The organism is Pseudomonas sp. GW822-FHT02G04 (assembly GCF_058802085.1).
The window spans coordinates 325727-347280 of record NZ_JBXANU010000006.1 but is presented as its reverse complement, the minus strand read 5'-3'; the positions used below and the strand labels follow the sequence as shown (position 1 = coordinate 347280).

Sequence of the window (21554 nt, the reverse complement as noted above, 5' to 3'; positions counted from 1 at the left end):
GCCGATGGTAGTGTGGGGTTTCCCCATGTGAGAGTAGGTCATCGTCAAGATTAAATTCCGAAACCCCTATCTGCGTATGCAGGTAGGGGTTTTGTTTTGTCCGCAAGAAAATCTGACCTTTAGGGTTTCTATGCAACGGCTCGGGGCATGGCTATCATGCGGGCCTCATTGTGAGGCGAGACTTGCATGCTGACGTTGTTAAAGCTTCTTAAGGATGGCCGATTCCATTCGGGTCAGGCCCTGGGCGTCGCCTTGGGCGTCAGTCGTAGCGCTGTATGGAAGCAGCTTCAGCATTTGGAGGCTGAGCTCGGCTTATCCATTCATAAAGTGCGCGGTCGCGGCTATCAGCTGGCTGCGCCATTGACGCTGCTTGACCCTGTCGAGATATGCGCGCGTGAGCCTTCCTGTGAGTGGCCCATCCTGGTCCTCGACTCAATTGACTCTACCAATGCTGAAGCCTTGCGTGCTATCGAGCGTGGCCAAGTCGCGCCATTTCTGGTGCTCGCCGAGCGGCAGACGGCCGGTCGCGGACGGCGTGGACGCAAGTGGGTGAGTCCGTTCGCAGAAAACATCTATTACAGCCTGGTGTTGCGCATTGAGGGTGGGATGCGGCAGCTGGAAGGCTTGAGTCTAGTCGTTGGGCTCGCCGTACTGCAGGCCTTGCGAGAGCTTGGTATTTCAGGCGCGGGGTTGAAGTGGCCCAATGATGTTCTGGTTGGTCAGAAAAAAATTGCTGGAATATTGCTCGAATTAGTGGGCGATCCTGCAGATGTGTGTCACGTAGTGATCGGTGTCGGGATCAATGTGAACATGCAGATGACTGATGAGGTTGACCAGCAGTGGACGTCCATGCGGCTCGAGTCGGGCAAGGCGGTTGACCGCAATCACCTGGTCGCGAAGTTGGGGGTGATGCTCCAGGCCTACTTGAGTCGCCACCAGATCGGCGGATTTCCGGCTATCCGGGCGGAGTGGGAGCAAAATCATCTGTGGCAGGGGCGCGCTGTGTCGTTGATTGCTGGAGCTAGTCAGATAGATGGAGAGGTGCTGGGTATCGATGGTCAGGGTGCCTTGCGCTTGAAGGTGGATGGCGTGGAAAAAGTCTTTAGTGGTGGTGAGCTCAGCCTGAGGTTGCGTGATGATTCTTGAGCTCGATTGTGGAAATAGTTTCATCAAGTGGCGTGTGCTCGGCGCGGATGTCGGGCGGGTGGTTGGTGAGGGTGTCGTTGATTCGGATCTCGCGCTGCTTGAGAGCTTGAAGGGGCTCAAGGGGCTCGCTCTCAAGCATTGTCGGTTAGTGAGCGTCAGAACCGCTGAAGAAACCGGAGCCTTGATCTCTTTGTTGTCAGAGGCTTTCGGTGTTTCCGTGGTGTGCGCCACGCCGGCTCGCGAAATGTCCGGGGTTCGTAATGGCTATGAAGAGTTCGAGCGGCTAGGGCTTGATCGCTGGCTTGCAATGCTCGGAGGATTTCACCTGGCTTCAGGTGCTTGTCTGGTGCTCGACTTCGGTACCGCAGTCACTGCTGATTTTGTCGCCAGGGATGGCGAGCATCTTGGAGGGTTCATCTGTCCGGGAATGCCCTTGATGCGTAACCAGTTGCGTACTCATACCCGTAGAATCCGCTATGGCGACCTTGCTGCCGAGCGCGCTTTGGAGAGTCTTGTTCCTGGGCGTACTACCGTCGAGGCGGTCGAACGAGGTTGCTTGCTGATGTTAAGAGGCTTTGTTCAGGCTCAGCTAGAGTTGGCGCGCAGCTATTGGGGGGAGGATTTCGCTATATTCCTCACTGGGGGGGATGCTGATCTGGTCTCCGAGATTGTGCCTGAGGCCAAGGTGGTTCCAGATCTGGTGTTTGTGGGATTGGCTATGGCGTGTCCCTTGTCTTGAGGTTTTTATGCGTTGGTTGTTCCTGCTACTGCTTGTTCTCAATGTGTTCTATTACATCTGGCACCAACAGGAGGCCCCGCTTCGCGCGAAGGATGTGACCCCCTTGAGCTTGTATCGGGGCTCTCAGCAGGACATTCGTTTGTTGAGCGAAGCGAGTGATGCGACCCGAGACAAAGGAAAATCCACGCAGGTGGAAAGCAGTTGTCTCTATCTGGGCGGTTCTGCCCGGCAGGAAGTCGCTCAGGCAATCGAGCATCGATTGAGTGGCATGGACATCAAGTTTCAGTCCTTGCCGAAGGATCTCCCTGAATATGCGGGTTACTGGGTGCGTGTGGCACCGGAAAGCCGGCGTTTGCTGGACGACTTGCAGCTGCAAAGCCTTTCTAAAGAATTCAATGAGTTAAAACATAAAATAATGCTATGTGAGGGGGTTGCACCTGCCGAATAGTTTGCATAGAATGGCGCCCGCTTCGCAGTGAAGACCTTTTAAAGGTTAACGGTGCAAAGCGAGGTCAACGCAGCTAACCTCAGGTTTTTAATGAGAAAATGCTTGACAGAAGGCTGGCATAGTATAGAATGCCGGCTCGCTTAGGAGGGGTTCCCGAGCGGCCAAAGGGATCAGACTGTAAATCTGACGTCTACGACTTCGAAGGTTCGAATCCTTCCCCCTCCACCATTTTTAGCGAGAGCTGCAAGCTCCGCGGGTATAGTTTAGTGGTAAAACCTCAGCCTTCCAAGCTGATGATGCGGGTTCGATTCCCGCTACCCGCTCCAGGTTTGCAGGTCCTGCAAAGTGTTACGCTCTTGTAGCTCAGTTGGTAGAGCACACCCTTGGTAAGGGTGAGGTCAGCGGTTCAAATCCGCTCAAGAGCTCCATATAACAAGGCAGATATGAAAATATCTGCCTTTGTTTTAATGGCTTGTAGATGCGCGTTGTTGCCTGAGAGGGTGTTGTGCGTCTTTGGTGCTGGTGTGCGTAGCCAGGATCGTTGAGTAAATTGTTGTAAAGTCTTTTTCGGGCCGGCATAATGGTCGGCCTGATTTTGTTTTAGGTCAGTAGCTCAATTGGCAGAGCGACGGTCTCCAAAACCGTAGGTTGGGGGTTCGATTCCCTCCTGACCTGCCAGATTCACTCGATGTGTCTGGCTTTCTTTTCACAGGATCTTCATAGATGACTCCTAAAGCTGAAGCTCAAGGCTCTCGCTTCGATCTGCTCAAGTGGCTGGTAGTAGTTGCTTTGGTGATTGTTGGCGTTGTTGGCAATCAGTATTACTCTGCTTCGCCGATCCTGTACCGCGTGCTCGCTTTGCTGGTCATTGCTGCTGTAGCTGCCTTTGTAGGCCTGCAGACGGTTAAGGGCAAGTCTTTCTTTGTACTGGTTAAGGAAGCGCGCACCGAGATTCGTAAAGTCGTTTGGCCAACTCGCCAAGAAACCACGCAGACCACGTTGATCGTTGTGGCTGTTGTTCTGGTTATGGCGTTGCTGTTGTGGGGGCTTGATTCCCTGCTCGGTTGGCTTGTTTCCTTGATCGTCGGCTAAGGGTGTCCCGTGGCTAAGCGTTGGTACGTTGTGCATGCTTACTCCGGTTACGAGAAGCATGTCATGCGTTCGTTGATCGAGCGCGTAAAGCTGGCTGGCATGGAAGATGGCTTCGGCGAAATTCTGGTTCCCACTGAAGAAGTGGTTGAAATGCGTAATGGCCAGAAGCGCAAAAGCGAACGCAAATTCTTCCCTGGTTATGTGCTGGTTCAGATGGACATGAATGAGGGTACTTGGCACTTGGTCAAGGATACTCCTCGGGTGATGGGCTTCATCGGTGGTACTGCCGACAAGCCTGCGCCAATCACAGATAAAGAAGCAGAAGCGATTCTGCGTCGTGTTGCTGATGGTAGCGACAAGCCGAAGCCGAAGACGTTGTTCGAGCCGGGTGAGTCGGTACGTGTCAACGACGGGCCGTTTGCTGACTTTACCGGCACCGTTGAAGAAGTTAACTACGAAAAGAGCCGGATCCAAGTGGCGGTGCTCATTTTCGGTCGCTCTACTCCGGTAGAGTTGGAGTTCAGCCAGGTCGAAAAGGTCTAGCTGAGCAAGCATCCCAACCCCGCAGCCCTAGGCTGTGGGGTTTTGTCGTCACTGGGATAAACGCGCAAGTAACCGGGGAGCCTTTCGAGGCGTTTGAACCCGTAATTGGAGTGCCTCATGGCCAAGAAGATTACCGCTTACATCAAGCTGCAAGTGAAGGCCGCTCAGGCTAACCCAAGCCCACCTGTTGGTCCTGCTCTGGGTCAGCACGGCGTGAACATCATGGAATTCTGCAAGGCTTTCAACGCCCGTACTCAGGGTCTTGAGCCAGGTCTGCCGACTCCAGTGATCATCACTGTCTACAGCGACCGTAGCTTCACGTTCGAAACCAAATCCACCCCTGCTTCGGTTCTGCTGAAGAAGGCTGCTGGTCTGACTAGCGGTTCCGCTCGTCCGAACACCGTTAAGGTTGGCACTGTGACTCGTGCTCAGCTGGAAGAAATCGCGAAAACCAAAAACGCGGATCTGACTGCAGCTGATATGGAAGCAGCCGTGCGTACTATCGCCGGTTCTGCTCGTAGCATGGGCCTTAACGTGGAGGGTGTGTAATGGCTAAGCTGACCAAGCGTCAAAAGGCTATCGCCGGCAAAATCGAAGCAGGCAAGGCCTACAACTTTGTAGACGCTGCTGCTCTGCTGTCCGAGCTGTCGACTGTCAAGTTCAGCGAGTCGTTCGACGTTGCTGTGAACCTGGGTGTTGACCCGCGTAAATCCGACCAGGTCGTTCGTAGCGCTACCGTGCTGCCGCACGGCACTGGCAAGACCGTTCGCGTTGCTGTGTTCACTCAGGGTCCAGCTGCTGAGGCCGCTCTGGCTGCCGGCGCTGACCGTGTAGGTATGGACGACCTGGCTGCCGAAATGAAAGGCGGCGACCTGAACTATGACGTAGTGATCGCATCCCCGGATGCAATGCGCGTTGTAGGTCAGTTGGGTCAGATCCTCGGTCCACGTGGTCTGATGCCTAACCCTAAAGTCGGCACTGTGACTCCAGACGTAGCTACCGCGGTTAAAAACGCCAAGGCTGGTCAGGTTCGTTATCGCACCGACAAAAACGGCATCATCCACACTTCCGTTGGCAAAGTCGGCTTTGATGCCGTCAAGCTGAAGGAAAACGTTGAAGCCCTGATCGCTGATCTGAAGCGTATCAAGCCAGCTTCCTCGAAAGGTATTTACGTCAAGCGCGTTACCCTGAGCACCACCATGGGTCCAGGTCTGGTCATCGACCAAGGCTCGCTCGACGCGTAAGACACAGGTTGGCGCAAGCGATTGCGCCAATTGAAAGATTGGGGTCCCTGCCTGGCGGGGGCTGTCCAAGACCGTAGGCGACGCAAGTCTTAAACCTCAAGCCTACGCAGATGGTGCTCCCGGTTCCTTACCGAATCAGACACCAAAACGACATCCGGTTTCGACTGGATGAAACGGTAACAAGCAGGAGTTAAACCCGTGGCAATTAAACTCGAAGACAAGAAGGCCATCGTCGCTGAAGTCAACGAGGCTGCCAAAGTCGCTCTGTCCGCTGTCGTGGCTGATGCCCGTGGCGTAACAGTAGGCGCGATGACCGGACTCCGTAAAGAGGCTCGTGAAGCCGGCGTTTACGTACGTGTTGTACGTAACACCCTGCTCAAGCGCGCCGTTGCTGACACTGAGTACAGTGTTCTCAACGACGTGTTCACCGGCCCTACCTTGATTGCATTCTCGAAAGAACATCCGGGCGCTGCTGCTCGTATCTTCAAAGAGTTTGCAAAAGGTCAGGATAAGTTCGAGATCAAGGCAGCTGCGTTCGAGGGCAAGTTCCTCGCAGCTAACCAAATCGACGTGCTGGCAACTCTGCCGACCCGTGACGAAGCAATTTCTCAGCTGATGAGCGTGATTCAAGGCGCAACCAGCAAATTGGCTCGTACTCTGGCGGCACTTCGCGACCAGAAAGAAGCTGCCGCAGCCTAAGGCTGAGCGACTCCTTTCAGCGTTTATTGTTTATTTCGATAGCCGCGTAGGCTGTCACCCCAATACAGGAATTAATAGTCATGTCTCTGACTAACGAGCAAATCATCGAAGCAATCGGCGAAAAATCCGTAATGGAAATCGTTGAGCTGATCAAGGCAATGGAAGAGAAGTTCGGCGTTTCCGCTGCTGCTGCTTCCGCTGGCCCAGCTGTTGCTGCTGCCGTTGTTGAAGAACAAACTGAATTCAACGTCATGCTGACCGAAGCTGGCGAGAAGAAAGTTAACGTGATCAAGGCTGTACGTGAACTGACCGGTCTGGGCCTGAAAGAAGCCAAGGCTGTAGTTGACGGCGCTCCTGCCATGGTTCTGGAAGCTGTTGCCAAAGACGCAGCTGACAAAGCCAAAGCAGCTCTGGAAGAAGCAGGCGCTAAAGTCGAGCTGAAATAAGCATCGACTTTGCTCCTCCAGCCCGAGCGTTAAGCGAAAGGCTGATGGCTGGTGGCTCTTGCCACCGGCCTTTTTCCGTTATTGGCAGCCGACTGGGTCGGTGCTGGTAACGAGCTGTATCCACCCGATGTGGTGGCGCAAACCATGGGGTTTGCACGATTTTCTGGCTGCTCCCGTCGGGAGGGGCCAAACAAGCAGGTGACCAAGCTGGGGAACGCTGATGGCTTACTCATATACTGAGAAAAAACGTATCCGCAAGGACTTTAGCAAGTTGCCGGACGTCATGGATGTGCCGTACCTCCTGGCCATCCAGCTGGATTCGTATCGTGAATTCTTGCAAGCGGGAGCGACTAAAGATCAGTTCCGCGACGTGGGCCTGCATGCGGCCTTCAAATCCGTTTTCCCGATCATCAGCTACTCCGGCAATGCTGCGCTGGAGTACGTCGGTTATCGCCTGGGCGAACCGGCATTTGATGTCAAAGAATGCGTATTGCGCGGTGTAACTTACGCCGTACCTTTGCGGGTAAAAGTGCGCCTGATCATTTTCGACAAAGAATCGTCGAATAAAGCGATCAAGGACATCAAAGAGCAAGAAGTCTACATGGGTGAAATCCCCCTGATGACTGAGAACGGTACCTTCGTAATCAACGGTACCGAGCGTGTAATCGTTTCCCAGCTGCACCGTTCCCCGGGCGTGTTCTTCGACCACGACCGTGGCAAGACGCACAGCTCCGGCAAACTGCTGTACTCCGCGCGCATCATCCCTTACCGCGGTTCGTGGCTGGACTTCGAGTTCGACCCGAAAGATTGCGTATTCGTGCGTATCGACCGTCGTCGCAAGCTGCCTGCATCGGTACTGCTGCGCGCGCTGGGCTATACCACTGAAGAAGTGCTGGACGCGTTCTACACCACCAACGTCTTCCATGTGCAGGGTGAAAACCTCAGCCTGGAACTGGTGCCTCAGCGCCTGCGTGGTGAAATTGCTGTCCTCGATATTCAGGATGACAAAGGCAAGGTTATTGTCGAGCAGGGTCGTCGTATCACCGCTCGCCACATCAACCAGCTGGAAAAAGCCGGGATCAAAGAGCTGCAAGTGCCTCTGGACTACGTCCTGGGTCGCACTACCGCCAAGGTCATCGTGCATCCGGCTACCGGCGAAATCCTGGCAGAGTGCAACACCGAACTGAACACCGAAATCCTGGCAAAAATTGCCAAGGCTGGCGTTGTTCGCATCGAAACTCTGTACACCAACGATATCGACTGCGGTCCGTTCGTCTCCGACACCCTGAAGATCGACTCCACCAGCAACCAATTGGAAGCGCTGGTCGAGATCTATCGCATGATGCGTCCAGGCGAGCCGCCAACCAAGGACGCTGCCGAGACACTGTTCAACAACCTGTTCTTCAGTCCTGAGCGCTATGACCTGTCTGCGGTCGGCCGGATGAAGTTCAACCGTCGTATCGGTCGTACCGAGATCGAAGGTTCGGGCGTGTTGTGCAAAGAAGACATCGTCGCGGTTCTGAAGACTCTGGTCGACATCCGTAACGGTAAAGGCATCGTCGATGACATCGACCACCTGGGTAACCGTCGTGTTCGCTGCGTAGGCGAAATGGCCGAGAACCAGTTCCGCGTTGGCCTGGTACGTGTTGAGCGTGCGGTCAAAGAGCGTCTGTCGATGGCTGAAAGCGAAGGCCTGATGCCGCAAGACCTGATCAACGCCAAGCCAGTGGCTGCGGCGGTGAAAGAGTTCTTCGGTTCCAGCCAGCTGTCCCAGTTCATGGACCAGAACAACCCGCTGTCCGAGATCACCCACAAGCGTCGTGTCTCTGCACTCGGCCCTGGCGGTTTGACTCGTGAGCGTGCTGGCTTCGAAGTCCGTGACGTACACCCGACTCACTACGGTCGTGTATGCCCGATTGAAACGCCGGAAGGTCCGAACATCGGTCTGATCAACTCCCTGGCCGCCTATGCGCGCACCAACCAGTACGGTTTCCTCGAGAGCCCGTACCGCGTGGTGAAAGACGCTCTGGTCACCGACGAGATCGTATTCCTGTCCGCCATCGAAGAAGCTGATCATGTGATCGCTCAGGCTTCGGCCACGATGAACGACAAGAAAGTCCTGATCGACGAGCTGGTAGCTGTTCGTCACTTGAACGAGTTCACCGTCAAGGCGCCGGAAGACGTCACCTTGATGGACGTATCGCCGAAGCAGGTAGTTTCGGTTGCTGCGTCGCTGATCCCGTTCCTCGAGCACGACGACGCCAACCGTGCGTTGATGGGTTCGAACATGCAGCGTCAAGCTGTACCAACCCTGCGTGCTGACAAGCCGCTGGTAGGTACCGGTATGGAACGTAACGTGGCTCGCGACTCCGGCGTTTGCGTCGTGGCTCGTCGTGGCGGCGTGATCGATTCCGTCGACGCCAGCCGTATCGTGGTTCGTGTTGCTGATGATGAAGTTGAAACCGGCGAAGCTGGTGTCGACATCTACAACCTGACCAAGTACACCCGCTCCAACCAGAACACCTGCATCAACCAGCGTCCGCTGGTGAGCAAAGGTGATCGGGTTCAGCGTAGCGACATCATGGCTGACGGTCCGTCCACCGATATGGGTGAGCTGGCTCTGGGTCAGAACATGCGCATCGCGTTCATGGCATGGAACGGCTTCAACTTCGAAGACTCCATCTGCCTGTCCGAGCGTGTTGTTCAGGAAGACCGTTTCACCACGATCCACATCCAGGAACTGACCTGTGTGGCGCGTGACACCAAGCTTGGGCCAGAGGAAATCACTGCAGACATCCCGAACGTGGGTGAAGCTGCACTGAACAAACTGGACGAAGCCGGTATCGTTTATGTAGGTGCTGAAGTAGGCGCAGGCGACATTCTGGTAGGTAAGGTCACTCCGAAAGGCGAGACTCAGCTGACTCCGGAAGAAAAACTGCTGCGTGCGATCTTCGGTGAAAAAGCCAGCGACGTTAAAGACACCTCCCTGCGTGTGCCTACCGGCACCAAGGGTACTGTCATCGACGTACAGGTCTTCACCCGTGACGGCGTTGAGCGTGATGCTCGTGCGCTGTCGATCGAGAAGACTCAACTCGACGAGATCCGCAAGGACCTGAACGAAGAGTTCCGTATCGTTGAAGGCGCCACTTTCGAACGTCTGCGTTCCGCTCTGGTCGGCCACAAAGCCGAAGGCGGCGCCGGTCTGAAGAAAGGTCAGGAAATCACCGACGAAGTTCTCGACGGTCTTGAGCACGGCCAGTGGTTCAAACTGCGCATGGCTGAAGATGCACTGAACGAGCAGCTCGAGAAGGCTCAGGCCTACATCGTTGATCGCCGCCGTCTGCTGGACGACAAGTTCGAAGACAAGAAGCGCAAGCTGCAGCAGGGCGATGACCTGGCTCCAGGCGTGCTGAAAATCGTCAAGGTTTACCTGGCAATCCGTCGCCGCATCCAGCCGGGCGACAAGATGGCCGGTCGTCACGGTAACAAGGGTGTGGTCTCCGTGATCATGCCGGTTGAAGACATGCCGCACGATGCCAATGGCACCCCGGTCGACGTCGTCCTCAACCCGTTGGGCGTACCTTCGCGTATGAACGTTGGTCAGATCCTTGAAACCCACCTGGGCCTCGCGGCCAAAGGTCTGGGCGAGAAGATCAACCGGATGGTCGAAGAGCAACGTAAGGTTGCTGAACTTCGCACCTTCCTGGACGAGATCTACAACCAGATCGGCGGTCGTAACGAAGATCTGGATAGCTTCTCCGACCAGGAAATCCTGGATCTGGCGAAGAACCTGCGTGGCGGCGTTCCAATGGCCACTCCAGTGTTCGACGGCGCCAAGGAAAGCGAAATCAAGGCCATGCTGAAACTGGCAGACCTGCCAGAAAGCGGCCAGATGCAGCTGACCGACGGCCGTACCGGCAACAAGTTCGAGCGCCCGGTTACTGTTGGCTACATGTACATGCTGAAGCTGAACCACTTGGTAGACGACAAGATGCACGCTCGTTCTACCGGTTCGTACAGCCTGGTTACCCAGCAGCCGCTGGGTGGTAAGGCGCAGTTCGGTGGTCAGCGTTTCGGGGAGATGGAGGTCTGGGCACTGGAAGCATACGGTGCTGCTTACACTCTGCAAGAAATGCTCACAGTGAAGTCGGACGATGTGAACGGCCGGACCAAGATGTACAAAAACATCGTGGACGGCGATCACCGTATGGAGCCGGGCATGCCCGAGTCCTTCAACGTGTTGATCAAGGAAATTCGTTCCCTCGGCATCGATATCGATCTGGAAACCGAATAACACGTGACGCGAATCGAGAGCGGGGCAGGATTGCCCGCTCTCTGCTCCGCCAGGAGGAAAGGCCTTGAAAGACCTACTGAATTTGCTGAAAAACCAGGGTCAAGTCGAAGAGTTCGACGCCATCCGTATTGGATTGGCATCGCCTGAGATGATCCGTTCGTGGTCGTTCGGTGAAGTTAAAAAGCCGGAAACCATCAACTACCGTACGTTCAAACCTGAGCGTGACGGCCTGTTCTGCGCCAAGATCTTTGGCCCGGTAAAGGATTACGAGTGCCTGTGCGGTAAGTACAAGCGCTTGAAGCACCGTGGTGTGATCTGCGAGAAGTGCGGCGTTGAAGTCGCGCTGGCAAAAGTTCGTCGTGAGCGCATGGCGCACATCGAACTGGCCTCGCCAGTAGCCCACATCTGGTTCCTGAAATCGCTGCCGTCCCGTATCGGCTTGCTGATGGACATGACCCTGCGTGATATCGAACGCGTTCTCTACTTCGAGAGCTATGTCGTTATCGATCCAGGCATGACCACCCTTGAAAAGGGTCAGCTGCTCAACGACGAGCAGTACTTCGAAGCGCTGGAAGAGTTCGGTGACGATTTCGATGCCCGCATGGGTGCCGAAGCTGTCCGTGAACTGCTGCACGCTATCGACCTGGAACACGAGATTGGCCGCCTGCGTGAAGAAATTCCGCAAACCAACTCCGAAACCAAAATCAAGAAGCTGTCCAAGCGTCTGAAGTTGATGGAAGCCTTCCAGGGTTCCGGCAACCTGCCAGAGTGGATGGTGCTGACCGTTCTGCCGGTTCTGCCGCCAGATCTGCGTCCACTGGTCCCGCTGGATGGCGGTCGCTTCGCGACTTCCGACCTCAACGATCTGTATCGTCGAGTGATCAACCGTAACAACCGCTTGAAGCGCCTGCTTGATCTGTCCGCTCCGGACATCATCGTGCGCAACGAAAAGCGCATGTTGCAGGAAGCCGTCGACGCACTGCTCGACAACGGTCGTCGTGGCCGCGCTATCACCGGTTCCAACAAGCGTCCTCTGAAATCCCTGGCTGACATGATCAAGGGTAAGCAAGGTCGTTTCCGTCAGAACTTGCTCGGTAAGCGTGTTGACTACTCCGGTCGTTCGGTAATTACCGTAGGTCCGACCCTGCGTCTGCACCAGTGCGGTCTGCCGAAGAAAATGGCTCTCGAGCTGTTCAAGCCGTTCATTTTCGGCAAGCTGGAAATGCGTGGTCTTGCTACCACCATCAAAGCGGCCAAGAAGATGGTCGAGCGCGAGCTGCCAGAGGTTTGGGACGTTCTCGCTGAAGTGATTCGCGAACACCCGGTTCTCCTCAACCGTGCACCGACCCTTCACCGTCTGGGTATCCAGGCGTTTGAACCGGTACTGATCGAAGGTAAGGCTATCCAGCTGCACCCTCTGGTCTGTGCTGCGTACAACGCCGACTTCGACGGCGACCAAATGGCCGTGCACGTACCGCTGACACTGGAAGCCCAGCTGGAAGCGCGTGCGTTGATGATGTCGACCAACAACATTCTGTCGCCAGCCAACGGTGAGCCAATCATCGTTCCGTCGCAGGACGTTGTATTGGGTCTGTACTACATGACTCGTGAAGCGATCAACGCCAAAGGCGAAGGTCGTGTGTTCGCGGATCTGCAGGAAGTTGACCGTGTGTTCCGTGCCGGCGAAGCCGCACTGCACGCCAAGGTCAAGGTGCGGATCAACGAAACCGTGAACGATCGTGATGGCGGCAGCGTGACCAACACTCGTATCGTCGACACTACAGTCGGCCGTGCGCTGTTGTTCCAGGTTGTGCCAAAAGGTCTGTCCTTCGACGTCGTCAACCTGCCGATGAAGAAGAAAGCGATCTCCAAACTGATCAACCAGTGCTACCGCGTGGTTGGTTTGAAAGAGACCGTGATCTTCGCTGACCAGTTGATGTACACCGGTTTTGCCTATTCGACCATCTCCGGCGTTTCCATCGGTGTTAACGACTTCGTTATCCCTGATGAAAAAGCCCGCATCATCGGTGCAGCCACCGACGAAGTGAAAGAGATCGAAAGTCAGTACGCCTCCGGCCTGGTAACCCAGGGCGAGAAGTACAACAAAGTGATCGACCTTTGGTCCAAGGCGAACGACGAAGTTTCCAAGGCGATGATGGCCAACCTCTCGAAAGAGAAAGTCATCGACCGTCATGGCGTCGAAGTCGACCAGGAATCCTTCAACTCGATGTACATGATGGCCGACTCGGGCGCACGGGGTTCTGCCGCGCAGATCCGTCAGCTCGCCGGTATGCGTGGCCTGATGGCCAAGCCGGACGGTTCCATCATCGAAACGCCGATTACTGCGAACTTCCGTGAAGGTTTGAGCGTACTTCAGTACTTCATCTCTACTCACGGTGCTCGTAAAGGTCTGGCGGATACCGCGTTGAAAACTGCGAACTCCGGTTACCTGACTCGTCGTCTGGTAGACGTGGCGCAGGATCTGGTTGTGACCGAGATCGATTGCGGCACCGAACATGGCCTGGTAATGACTCCGCACATTGAAGGCGGTGACGTTGTTGAGCCGTTGGGTGAGCGCGTATTGGGTCGTGTCATTGCCCGTGACGTATTCAAGCCAGGTACCGAGGAAGTTATCGTTCCTGCGGGCACTCTGGTAGACGAGAAGTGGGTCGAGTTCATCGAGCTGAACAGCATCGACGAAGTGATCGTGCGTTCGCCGATCAGCTGCGAAACCCGCTACGGCATTTGCGCCAAGTGCTACGGCCGTGACTTGGCTCGTGGTCACCAGGTGAACATTGGTGAAGCGGTCGGCGTTATCGCTGCCCAGTCCATCGGTGAGCCGGGTACCCAGCTGACCATGCGTACGTTCCACATCGGTGGTGCGGCAAGCCGGACCTCCGCAGCCGACAGCGTTCAGGTGAAGAATGGCGGTACCGTCCGTCTGCATAACCTGAAGCACGTTGAGCGAGTGGATGGTTGCCTGGTTGCTGTGTCCCGTTCCGGTGAGCTGGCAATCGCTGATGACTTCGGTCGTGAGCGTGAGCGCTACAAGCTGCCGTACGGTGCTGTGATTTCGGTTAAAGAAGGTGACAAGGTCGACGCTGGCGCAATCGTGGCCAAGTGGGATCCGCACACTCACCCAATCGTTACCGAAATGAAAGGTACCGTGACCTACGTGGGCATGGAAGAAGGCATCACGATCAAGCGTCAGACTGACGAATTGACCGGTATGACCAACATTGAAGTACTCGACGCCAAAGACCGTCCAGCTGCCGGTAAAGATATCCGTCCTGCTGTGAAGATGGTTGATGACAACGGCAAGGATCTCTTGCTGCCGGGTACCGACGTAATTGCTCAGTACTTCCTGCCTGCTAACGCCCTGGTCGGTGTAGCGGACGGTGCGAAAATTGCGATCGGTGATGTTATCGCTCGTATTCCGCAAGAGACTTCGAAGACCCGTGACATCACCGGTGGTCTGCCGCGTGTTGCCGACTTGTTCGAAGCCCGTCGTCCGAAAGAAGCCTCGATCCTGGCTGAAGTCAGCGGCACCATCGCGTTCGGTAAAGAGACCAAAGGCAAGCGCCGTCTGGTCATCACCCCGAACGACGGTAGCGATCCGTACGAAGAGCTGATTCCGAAGTGGCGTCACCTGAACGTCTTCGAAGGCGAACAGGTAAACCGCGGCGAAGTAATCTCCGACGGTCCGAGCGATCCACACGACATCCTGCGTCTGCTGGGTGTGAGTGCGCTGGCCAAGTACATCGTGAACGAGATCCAGGACGTTTACCGTCTGCAAGGCGTGAAGATCAACGACAAGCACATCGAGACCATCCTGCGTCAGATGCTGCGTAAAGTTGAGATCGCTGAGTCCGGCGACTCCAGTTTCATCAAGGGCGACCAGATGGAATTGACTCACGTACTGGTAGAGAACGAGCGTCTGAGCACTGAAGACAAATTTGTCTCCAAGTTCACTCGTGTACTGCTGGGTATCACCAAGGCGTCGTTGTCCACCGAATCGTTCATCTCGGCGGCTTCCTTCCAGGAAACCACTCGCGTACTGACCGAAGCGGCGGTAACCGGCAAGCGCGATTACCTGCGCGGCCTGAAAGAAAACGTGGTCGTGGGTCGTCTGATCCCGGCCGGTACCGGTCTGGCTTATCACAGCGAGCGCAAGCGCCGCCGTGATGCTGACAAACCGTTGCGCGTGAGCGCCAGTGAAGTGGAAGCTGCACTGACCGAAGCGCTGAACTCGAGCGGTAACTGAGTTCTGCGGTAGTAAATGAGTGCAGGCCCTGATCGCTCCGTTCATCCAGTCGAGACAATTTGTCGAGGTTGGATGGGGGGAGAGGTCGGGGCCTTGCCTTGACTGGGGGCAAGATCCTCTTTAGACTCTTGTACCCCTAAATTTGGCGGGGATTCGTTCCTGCCATTTTGCTTTTCTTGCAAGACAATAGCGTCGCAAGACAACAGTGGAGCTAGTAGATGGCAACTATCAACCAGCTGGTACGTCAGCCGCGTAAGCGTATCGTCGAGAAATCCGACGTGCCTGCGCTGCAGAACTGCCCGCAACGTCGTGGCGTATGCACCCGTGTGTATACCACTACGCCGAAAAAACCTAACTCGGCACTGCGTAAAGTATGCCGTGTGCGTCTGACCAACGGTTTCGAGGTTTCCTCGTACATCGGCGGTGAAGGCCACAACCTGCAAGAGCACAGCGTGGTACTGATCCGCGGCGGTCGTGTAAAAGACTTGCCAGGTGTTCGTTACCACACCGTTCGCGGCTCTTTGGATACTTCCGGCGTTAAAGGTCGTAACCAAGGTCGTTCGAAGTACGGTACCAAGCGTCCGAAGTAATAGTCGCTTGCAGCAAAAAACCGATTTCTATTTTTCTGAGTCGATAAGAGTAAGGTCGGAGGCGTCCCGAAAGGGCACCGATTCCGAGCGAACCTGAAGACCGTTTGAGGGCTTATCCATGCCAAGAAGACGCGTAGCAGCCAAGCGCGAAGTGCTTGACGATCCAAAATACGGAAGCCAAATCCTGGCCAAGTTCATGAACCACGTGATGGAAAGCGGCAAAAAAGCCGTTGCCGAGCGTATCGTTTATGGCGCGCTGGAAAAGGTTAAAGAACGCAAGAACAGCGACCCCCTGGAAATCTTCGAGAAAGCTCTCGACGCCATCGCTCCGCTGGTCGAAGTAAAGTCGCGCCGTGTAGGCGGTGCTACTTACCAGGTTCCGGTCGAAGTTCGTCCGTCCCGTCGTAACGCGCTGGCAATGCGCTGGTTGGTAGACTTCGCCCGTAAGCGCGGCGAGAAGTCTATGGCTCTGCGTTTGGCTGGCGAACTGTTGGACGCTGCTGAAGGTAAAGGTGCTGCTGTTAAGAAGCGTGAAGACGTGCACCGTATGGCTGAAGCCAACAAGGCTTTCTCGCACTACCGCTTCTAATTTTAGCTTCACTAATTTTGCGAGGGCTTTATGGCTCGTACTACTCCGATTAGCCGCTACCGTAACATCGGTATCGTTGCTCACGTGGATGCTGGTAAAACCACCACCACCGAGCGCGTCCTTTTTTACACTGGCAAAAGTCACAAAATGGGCGAGGTGCATGACGGCGCCGCGACCACAGACTGGATGGTGCAGGAGCAGGAGCGTGGTATTACCATTACTTCTGCTGCTATCACCGCCTTCTGGAAAGGTTCTGAGAAGCAGTACTCGCACGAACACCGTTTCAACGTTATCGATACCCCGGGCCACGTAGACTTCACTATTGAAGTTGAACGCTCCCTGCGCGTACTCGACGGCGCTGTCGTTGTGTTCTGCGGTACTTCGGGTGTTGAGCCTCAGTCGGAAACCGTATGGCGTCAGGCCAACAAATACGGCGTTCCACGTCTTGTTTACGTAAACAAGATGGACCGTGCTGGCGCTAACTTCCTGCGCGTGATCGGTCAGATCAAGCAGCGTCTGGGTCACACTCCGGTGCCAATCCAGTTGGCTATCGGTTCCGAAGACAACTTCCAGGGTCAGATCGATCTGATCAACATGCAAGCTGTCTACTGGAATGACTCTGACAAGGGTATGGTCCCTGTTCGCAAGGACATCCCTGCCGAGCTGCAAGAGCTGGCTGAAGAGTGGCGCAGCAACATGGTTGAGGCTGCGGCCGAAGCCAACGAAGAGCTGATGAACAAGTATCTCGAAGGGGAAGAGCTCTCCATCGAGGAAATCAAGGCCGCTCTGCGTCAGCGTACTATCGCTGGTGAGATCGTTCTGGCTGTTTGCGGTTCTTCCTTCAAGAACAAGGGCGTTCCCCTGGTTCTCGACGCCGTTATCGACTTCCTGCCTGCTCCGACCGACATTCCTGCTATCAAGGGTTCCAACCCGGATAACGAGGAAGAGGAAATGGAGCGTCATGCAAGCGACGACGAGCCTTTCGCGGCTCTGGCGTTCAAGATCGCTACCGACCCATTCGTGGGTACCTTGACCTTTGTTCGGGTTTACTCGGGCGTGTTGGCCTCCGGCGACGGCGTGATCAACTCGGTAAAAGGCAAGAAAGAGCGCGTGGGTCGTATGGTGCAAATGCACGCAAACGCCCGTGAAGAAATCAAGGAAGTACGCGCTGGTGACATCGCGGCCTTGATCGGCATGAAGGACGTCACCACTGGTGAAACTTTGTGCAACGCTGACAAGCCAATCATCCTGGTTCGCATGGACTTCCCGGAGCCGGTTATTTCGGTTGCCGTAGAGCCTAAGACCAAGGATGACCAGGAAAAAATGGGTATCGCTCTGGGCAAACTTGCTCAGGAAGACCCGTCTTTCCGCGTCAAAACTGATGAAGAGACTGGTCAAACGATCATCTCCGGCATGGGCGAGCTGCACCTGGACATCCTGGTTGACCGGATGCGCCGTGAGTTCAACGTCGAAGCCAACATCGGTAAGCCTCAAGTTTCGTACCGTGAGCGCATCACGAAGAGCTGCGAAATCGAAGGCAAGTTCGTTCGTCAGTCCGGCGGTCGTGGCCAGTTTGGTCATTGCTGGATCCGTTTTGCACCTGCTGACGAAGGTCAGGAAGGTCTGCAATTCCTGAACGAAGTAGTGGGTGGTGTGGTTCCTAAGGAATACATCCCGGCTATCCAGAAGGGTATCGAAGAGCAGATGAAGAACGGTGTTGTTGCCGGCTATCCGCTGATCGGCCTGAAGGCTACCGTGTTTGATGGTTCTTACCACGACGTCGACTCGAACGAGATGGCGTTTAAGGTGGCTGCTTCCATGGCGACCAAGCAACTGGCCCAGAAGGGTGGTGGTGAGTTGCTTGAGCCGATCATGGCGGTAGAGGTTGTTACGCCTGAAGACTATATGGGTGACGTGATGGGCGACCTTAACCGTCGTCGCGGCATGATTCTGGGTATGGAAGATACGGTTTCCGGTAAAGTAATTCGTGCCGAGGTTCCGTTGGGCGAGATGTTCGGTTATGCGACCGACGTTCGTTCCATGTCTCAGGGTCGCGCAAGCTACTCTATGGAATTCAAAAAATACAATACGGCTCCGTCGCACATCGTCGAAACCGTTACCAAAAAACAAGGCTGATTCAGTCCTTTAGGCAAGGAGTTAATTGTCGTGGCTAAAGAAAAATTTGATCGTTCCCTACCGCACGTCAACGTTGGCACTATCGGTCACGTTGACCACGGTAAAACCACTCTGACCGCTGCTCTGACTCGCGTCTGCTCCGAAGTTTTCGGTTCGGCTCGTGTTGACTTCGACAAGATCGACAGCGCACCAGAAGAGAAAGCTCGCGGTATCACCATCAACACCGCTCACGTTGAGTACAACTCGAAGATCCGTCACTACGCTCACGTTGACTGCCCAGGTCACGCTGACTATGTGAAGAATATGATCACCGGTGCTGCTCAAATGGACGGCGCTATCCTGGTTTGCTCGGCCGCTGATGGTCCGATGCCACAAACCCGTGAGCACATCCTGCTGTCCCGTCAGGTAGGCGTTCCGTACATCGTGGTTTTCCTGAACAAGGCTGACCTGGTAGACGACGCTGAGCTGCTGGAACTGGTTGAGATGGAAGTGCGCGATCTGCTGAGCACTTACGACTTCCCAGGCGACGACACTCCAATCATCATCGGCTCCGCTCGTATGGCGCTGGATGGTCTGGACGATAACGAGATGGGCACCACTGCCGTCAAGAAACTGGTTGAAACTCTGGACAGCTACATCCCAGAACCAGTTCGTCTGACCGACAAGCCGTTCCTGATGCCAATCGAAGACGTATTCTCGATCTCGGGTCGCGGTACTGTTGTGACTGGTCGTATCGAGCGCGGTATCGTTCGCGTTCAGGATCCACTGGAAATCGTTGGTCTGCGTGACACTACCGTCACCACCTGCACCGGTGTTGAAATGTTCCGCAAACTGCTCGACGAAGGTCGTGCTGGCGAGAACTGCGGCGTGCTGCTGCGCGGCACCAAGCGTGATGACGTGGAGCGTGGTCAGGTTCTGGTTAAGCCAGGTACCGTTAAGCCGCACACCAAGTTCACCGCAGAAGTTTACGTTCTGAGCAAAGAAGAAGGCGGTCGTCACACTCCGTTCTTCAAAGGCTACCGTCCACAGTTCTACTTCCGTACTACTGACGTGACTGGTAACTGCGAACTGCCAGAAGGCGTTGAAATGGTAATGCCAGGCGATAACATTCAAATGACTGTTACCCTGATCAAAACCATCGCAATGGAAGACGGTCTGCGTTTCGCTATTCGCGAAGGCGGCCGTACCGTTGGTGCTGGCGTTGTAGCTAAAATCATCGAGTAAGCTTCTCTTCTGAGATAGCTTCGATGCTTTGAAAAAGCCCCCGCTCAGCGGGGGCTTTTTTATTGGGTTGACACCTATCGGGGGCGTCTATAGAATTGCGCCTCCTTTTAACGGGCGTATTGCGCCCGGTGGGAATAGCAGCCGGAGTCTGAAATCCAATGCAAAATCAGCAAATCCGTATCAGGTTGAAGGCTTTTGACCATCGCCTGATCGACCAATCCACCCAGGAAATCGTGGAAACCGCGAAACGTACTGGTGCTCAAGTGCGTGGTCCAATTCCACTGCCTACCCGTAAAGAGCGGTTCACCGTTCTGGTCTCCCCGCACGTCAACAAAGACGCGCGTGACCAGTACGAGATCCGTACTCATAAGCGCGTTCTGGACATCGTCCAGCCAACGGATAAAACCGTTGATGCTCTTATGAAGCTTGATCTTGCGGCCGGTGTGGAAGTGCAGATCAGCCTCGGCTAAGACTCGGTCTTAGTCGTGTAACGCTCTGAAATGGGCGGCCATAGCGGGTGAAAGCCCCGTACACTCATGAGGTTTACAACATGACTATTGGTGTAGTCGGTCGTAAATGCGGTATGACCCGTATTTTCACCGAAGAAGGTGTCTCCATTCCGGTCACGGTCATTGAGATCGAGCCGAATCGCGTCACCCAGTTCAAAACTGAAGAGACCGATGGCTATCGTGCAGTGCAAGTCACTGTAGGCGAGCGTCGTGCTTCGCGTGTTACAGCTGCGCAAGCTGGCCACTTCGCTAAGGCGAACGTTGCCGCTGGTCGTACCGTCATGGAATTCCGCCTTGAAGAAGGCGAGTACCAGGCCGGCGATCTGATCAACGCTGAAATCTTCGCCGCTGGTCAACTGGTTGATGTAACCGGTCAGTCCAAGGGTAAAGGCTTCCAGGGTACGATCAAGCGTTGGAATTTCCGCGGGCAAGATAACACCCACGGTAACTCCGTATCCCACCGCGTTCCAGGCTCTATCGGCCAGTGCCAGACTCCTGGTCGTGTATTCAAGGGCAAAAAAATGTCCGGTCATATGGGCGCTGAGCGCGTGACCGTGCAGTCCCTCGAAGTAGTGCGCGTGGACGCTGAACGCAATCTGTTGTTGGTCAAGGGTGCTGTTCCTGGCGCTACTGGCGGCAACTTGGTTGTACGTCCAGCAGCCAAGGCTCGCGGTTAAGGGGAAGCTGACATGCAATTAAATGTAAATGACGCTCAAGCGATCGAAGTTTCCGAACTGACATTTGGCGGCGAATTCAACGAGACGCTGGTTCACCAAGCAGTCGTGGCCTACATGGCCGGCGGCCGTCAAGGTAGCAAGCAGCAAAAGACCCGTTCCGACGTTCGTGGTGGCGGTAAGCGCCCATGGCGTCAGAAAGGTACTGGCCGTGCTCGTGCCGGTACTATCCGTAGCCCAATCTGGCGTGGCGGCGGTACCACTTTCGCAGCTCGTCCTCAGGATCACTCCCAGAAGCTGAACAAGAAGATGTATCGCGCAGCAATGCGTTCCATCCTTGCTGAGCTGGTGCGTACTGATCGTCTGGTCGTGGTTCAGGATTTCGCTGTTGAAACGCCGAAAACCAAAGACCTGCTGGGCAAACTGAACAACATGAGCCTGACCGACGTTCTGATCGTGTCGGACGCTGTTGATCAGAACCTGTACCTGGCTGCTCGTAACCTGCCGCACGTTGATGTACGTGATGTGCAAGGTTCCGATCCAGTTAGTCTGATCGCATACGACAAGGTGTTGATCACCGTGTCGGCCGTGAAGAAATTCGAGGAGCTGCTGGGATGAACCAGGAACGCGTATTTAAAGTTCTGCTTGGCCCGCACGTTTCCGAGAAGGCTACGGTTCTGGCAGACAAGAAAGGCCAGTTCGTTTTCAAGGTTGCCACTGACGCAACCAAGCTGGAAATCAAGAAGGCCGTCGAAAGCCTGTTCAGCGTGAAAGTAGAGCGTGTTACTACCCTGAATGTTCTGGGTAAGAGCAAGCGCACTGCTCGCGGTCTGGGCAAGCGTAATGACTGGAAGAAGGCAGTTATCTCCCTTCAGCCAGGCCAAGATCTCGATTTCAGCAGCAGTGCTGAGTAAGGA

Annotated in this window: 19 protein-coding genes and 4 tRNA genes; all 23 read left to right on the top strand. The window is 55.1% G+C overall.

What is annotated here, in order from left to right:
• Window positions 1-186 precede the first annotated feature (186 nt).
• The 23 genes from birA (at window position 187) to rplW (ending at window position 21551) form a co-directional block, all read left to right on the top strand.
• The gene (gene birA, locus AC1RO5_RS11760) at window positions 187-1146 is read left to right on the top strand and encodes a bifunctional biotin--[acetyl-CoA-carboxylase] ligase/biotin operon repressor BirA (protein ID WP_493174965.1); all 960 of its coding nucleotides are present in this window, start codon (window positions 187-189) and stop codon (window positions 1144-1146) included.
• Window positions 1136-1885 (top strand): pantothenate kinase, encoded by a 750-nt coding sequence (locus AC1RO5_RS11755; protein WP_493174964.1) that lies wholly within the window; start codon window positions 1136-1138, stop codon window positions 1883-1885. Before birA ends, AC1RO5_RS11755 begins: the two co-directional genes overlap by 11 nt.
• A 7-nt stretch (window positions 1886-1892) precedes the next feature.
• Window positions 1893-2333 carry a hypothetical protein gene (locus tag AC1RO5_RS11750; RefSeq protein ID WP_493174963.1) on the top strand — a complete coding sequence of 147 codons (441 nt, stop codon included), beginning with the start codon at window positions 1893-1895 and terminating at the stop codon, window positions 2331-2333.
• 143 nt (window positions 2334-2476) lie between these two features.
• A tRNA-Tyr gene (locus tag AC1RO5_RS11745) sits at window positions 2477-2561 on the top strand.
• Between the two features lie 24 nt (window positions 2562-2585).
• Window positions 2586-2659, top strand: a tRNA-Gly gene (locus AC1RO5_RS11740).
• A gap of 26 nt (window positions 2660-2685) precedes the next feature.
• Window positions 2686-2761 (top strand) — tRNA-Thr (locus AC1RO5_RS11735).
• A gap of 174 nt (window positions 2762-2935) precedes the next feature.
• A tRNA-Trp gene (locus AC1RO5_RS11730) sits at window positions 2936-3011 on the top strand.
• A 45-nt stretch (window positions 3012-3056) separates the two neighbouring features.
• Entirely contained in the window at window positions 3057-3425 is a 369-nt protein-coding gene (secE, locus tag AC1RO5_RS11725; protein ID WP_007933728.1) for a preprotein translocase subunit SecE, read from the top strand.
• Window positions 3426-3434: 9 nt separating this feature from the next.
• Window positions 3435-3968, top strand: coding sequence for a transcription termination/antitermination protein NusG (nusG, locus tag AC1RO5_RS11720; protein WP_007933727.1), 534 nt, complete (start codon window positions 3435-3437; stop codon window positions 3966-3968).
• A 117-nt stretch (window positions 3969-4085) separates the two neighbouring features.
• Entirely contained in the window at window positions 4086-4517 is a 432-nt protein-coding gene (gene rplK / locus AC1RO5_RS11715) for a 50S ribosomal protein L11 (RefSeq protein WP_007933726.1), read from the top strand.
• Window positions 4517-5212, top strand: coding sequence for a 50S ribosomal protein L1 (gene rplA / locus AC1RO5_RS11710; RefSeq protein WP_007933725.1), 696 nt, complete (start codon window positions 4517-4519; stop codon window positions 5210-5212). The genes rplK and rplA overlap by 1 nt, the downstream gene beginning before the upstream one ends.
• Before the next feature lie 198 nt (window positions 5213-5410).
• A complete protein-coding gene (gene rplJ / locus AC1RO5_RS11705) occupies window positions 5411-5911 on the top strand; it encodes a 50S ribosomal protein L10 (RefSeq protein ID WP_007933724.1) in 501 nt (166 codons plus the stop codon).
• An 80-nt stretch (window positions 5912-5991) separates the two neighbouring features.
• Window positions 5992-6357 (top strand): 50S ribosomal protein L7/L12, encoded by a 366-nt coding sequence (gene rplL / locus AC1RO5_RS11700; protein WP_007933723.1) that lies wholly within the window; start codon window positions 5992-5994, stop codon window positions 6355-6357.
• A gap of 220 nt (window positions 6358-6577) precedes the next feature.
• Entirely contained in the window at window positions 6578-10651 is a 4074-nt protein-coding gene (gene rpoB / locus AC1RO5_RS11695; RefSeq protein ID WP_018925655.1) for a DNA-directed RNA polymerase subunit beta, read from the top strand.
• 64 nt (window positions 10652-10715) lie between these two features.
• Window positions 10716-14915 carry a DNA-directed RNA polymerase subunit beta' gene (gene rpoC, locus AC1RO5_RS11690; protein ID WP_019650829.1) on the top strand — a complete coding sequence of 1400 codons (4200 nt, stop codon included), beginning with the start codon at window positions 10716-10718 and terminating at the stop codon, window positions 14913-14915.
• A gap of 218 nt (window positions 14916-15133) precedes the next feature.
• Window positions 15134-15505 (top strand): 30S ribosomal protein S12, encoded by a 372-nt coding sequence (gene rpsL, locus AC1RO5_RS11685; protein WP_003186084.1) that lies wholly within the window; start codon window positions 15134-15136, stop codon window positions 15503-15505.
• Between the two features lie 118 nt (window positions 15506-15623).
• Entirely contained in the window at window positions 15624-16094 is a 471-nt protein-coding gene (rpsG, locus tag AC1RO5_RS11680; protein WP_002555493.1) for a 30S ribosomal protein S7, read from the top strand.
• A 30-nt stretch (window positions 16095-16124) separates the two neighbouring features.
• Window positions 16125-18230 carry an elongation factor G gene (fusA, locus tag AC1RO5_RS11675; protein ID WP_007933703.1) on the top strand — a complete coding sequence of 702 codons (2106 nt, stop codon included), beginning with the start codon at window positions 16125-16127 and terminating at the stop codon, window positions 18228-18230.
• Window positions 18231-18260: 30 nt separating this feature from the next.
• On the top strand, window positions 18261-19454 hold the full coding sequence (gene tuf, locus AC1RO5_RS11670; protein ID WP_007933700.1) for an elongation factor Tu: 1194 nt from the start codon (window positions 18261-18263) through the stop codon (window positions 19452-19454).
• Between the two features lie 158 nt (window positions 19455-19612).
• Window positions 19613-19924, top strand: a complete 312-nt coding sequence (rpsJ, locus tag AC1RO5_RS11665; RefSeq protein ID WP_003186070.1) for a 30S ribosomal protein S10 — start codon at window positions 19613-19615, stop codon at window positions 19922-19924.
• Window positions 19925-20004: 80 nt separating this feature from the next.
• Window positions 20005-20640, top strand: a complete 636-nt coding sequence (gene rplC / locus AC1RO5_RS11660) for a 50S ribosomal protein L3 (protein ID WP_003186059.1) — start codon at window positions 20005-20007, stop codon at window positions 20638-20640.
• A gap of 12 nt (window positions 20641-20652) precedes the next feature.
• Entirely contained in the window at window positions 20653-21255 is a 603-nt protein-coding gene (gene rplD, locus AC1RO5_RS11655; RefSeq protein WP_003228735.1) for a 50S ribosomal protein L4, read from the top strand.
• On the top strand, window positions 21252-21551 hold the full coding sequence (rplW, locus tag AC1RO5_RS11650; protein ID WP_002555488.1) for a 50S ribosomal protein L23: 300 nt from the start codon (window positions 21252-21254) through the stop codon (window positions 21549-21551). The genes rplD and rplW overlap by 4 nt, the downstream gene beginning before the upstream one ends.
• Window positions 21552-21554 lie beyond the last annotated feature (3 nt).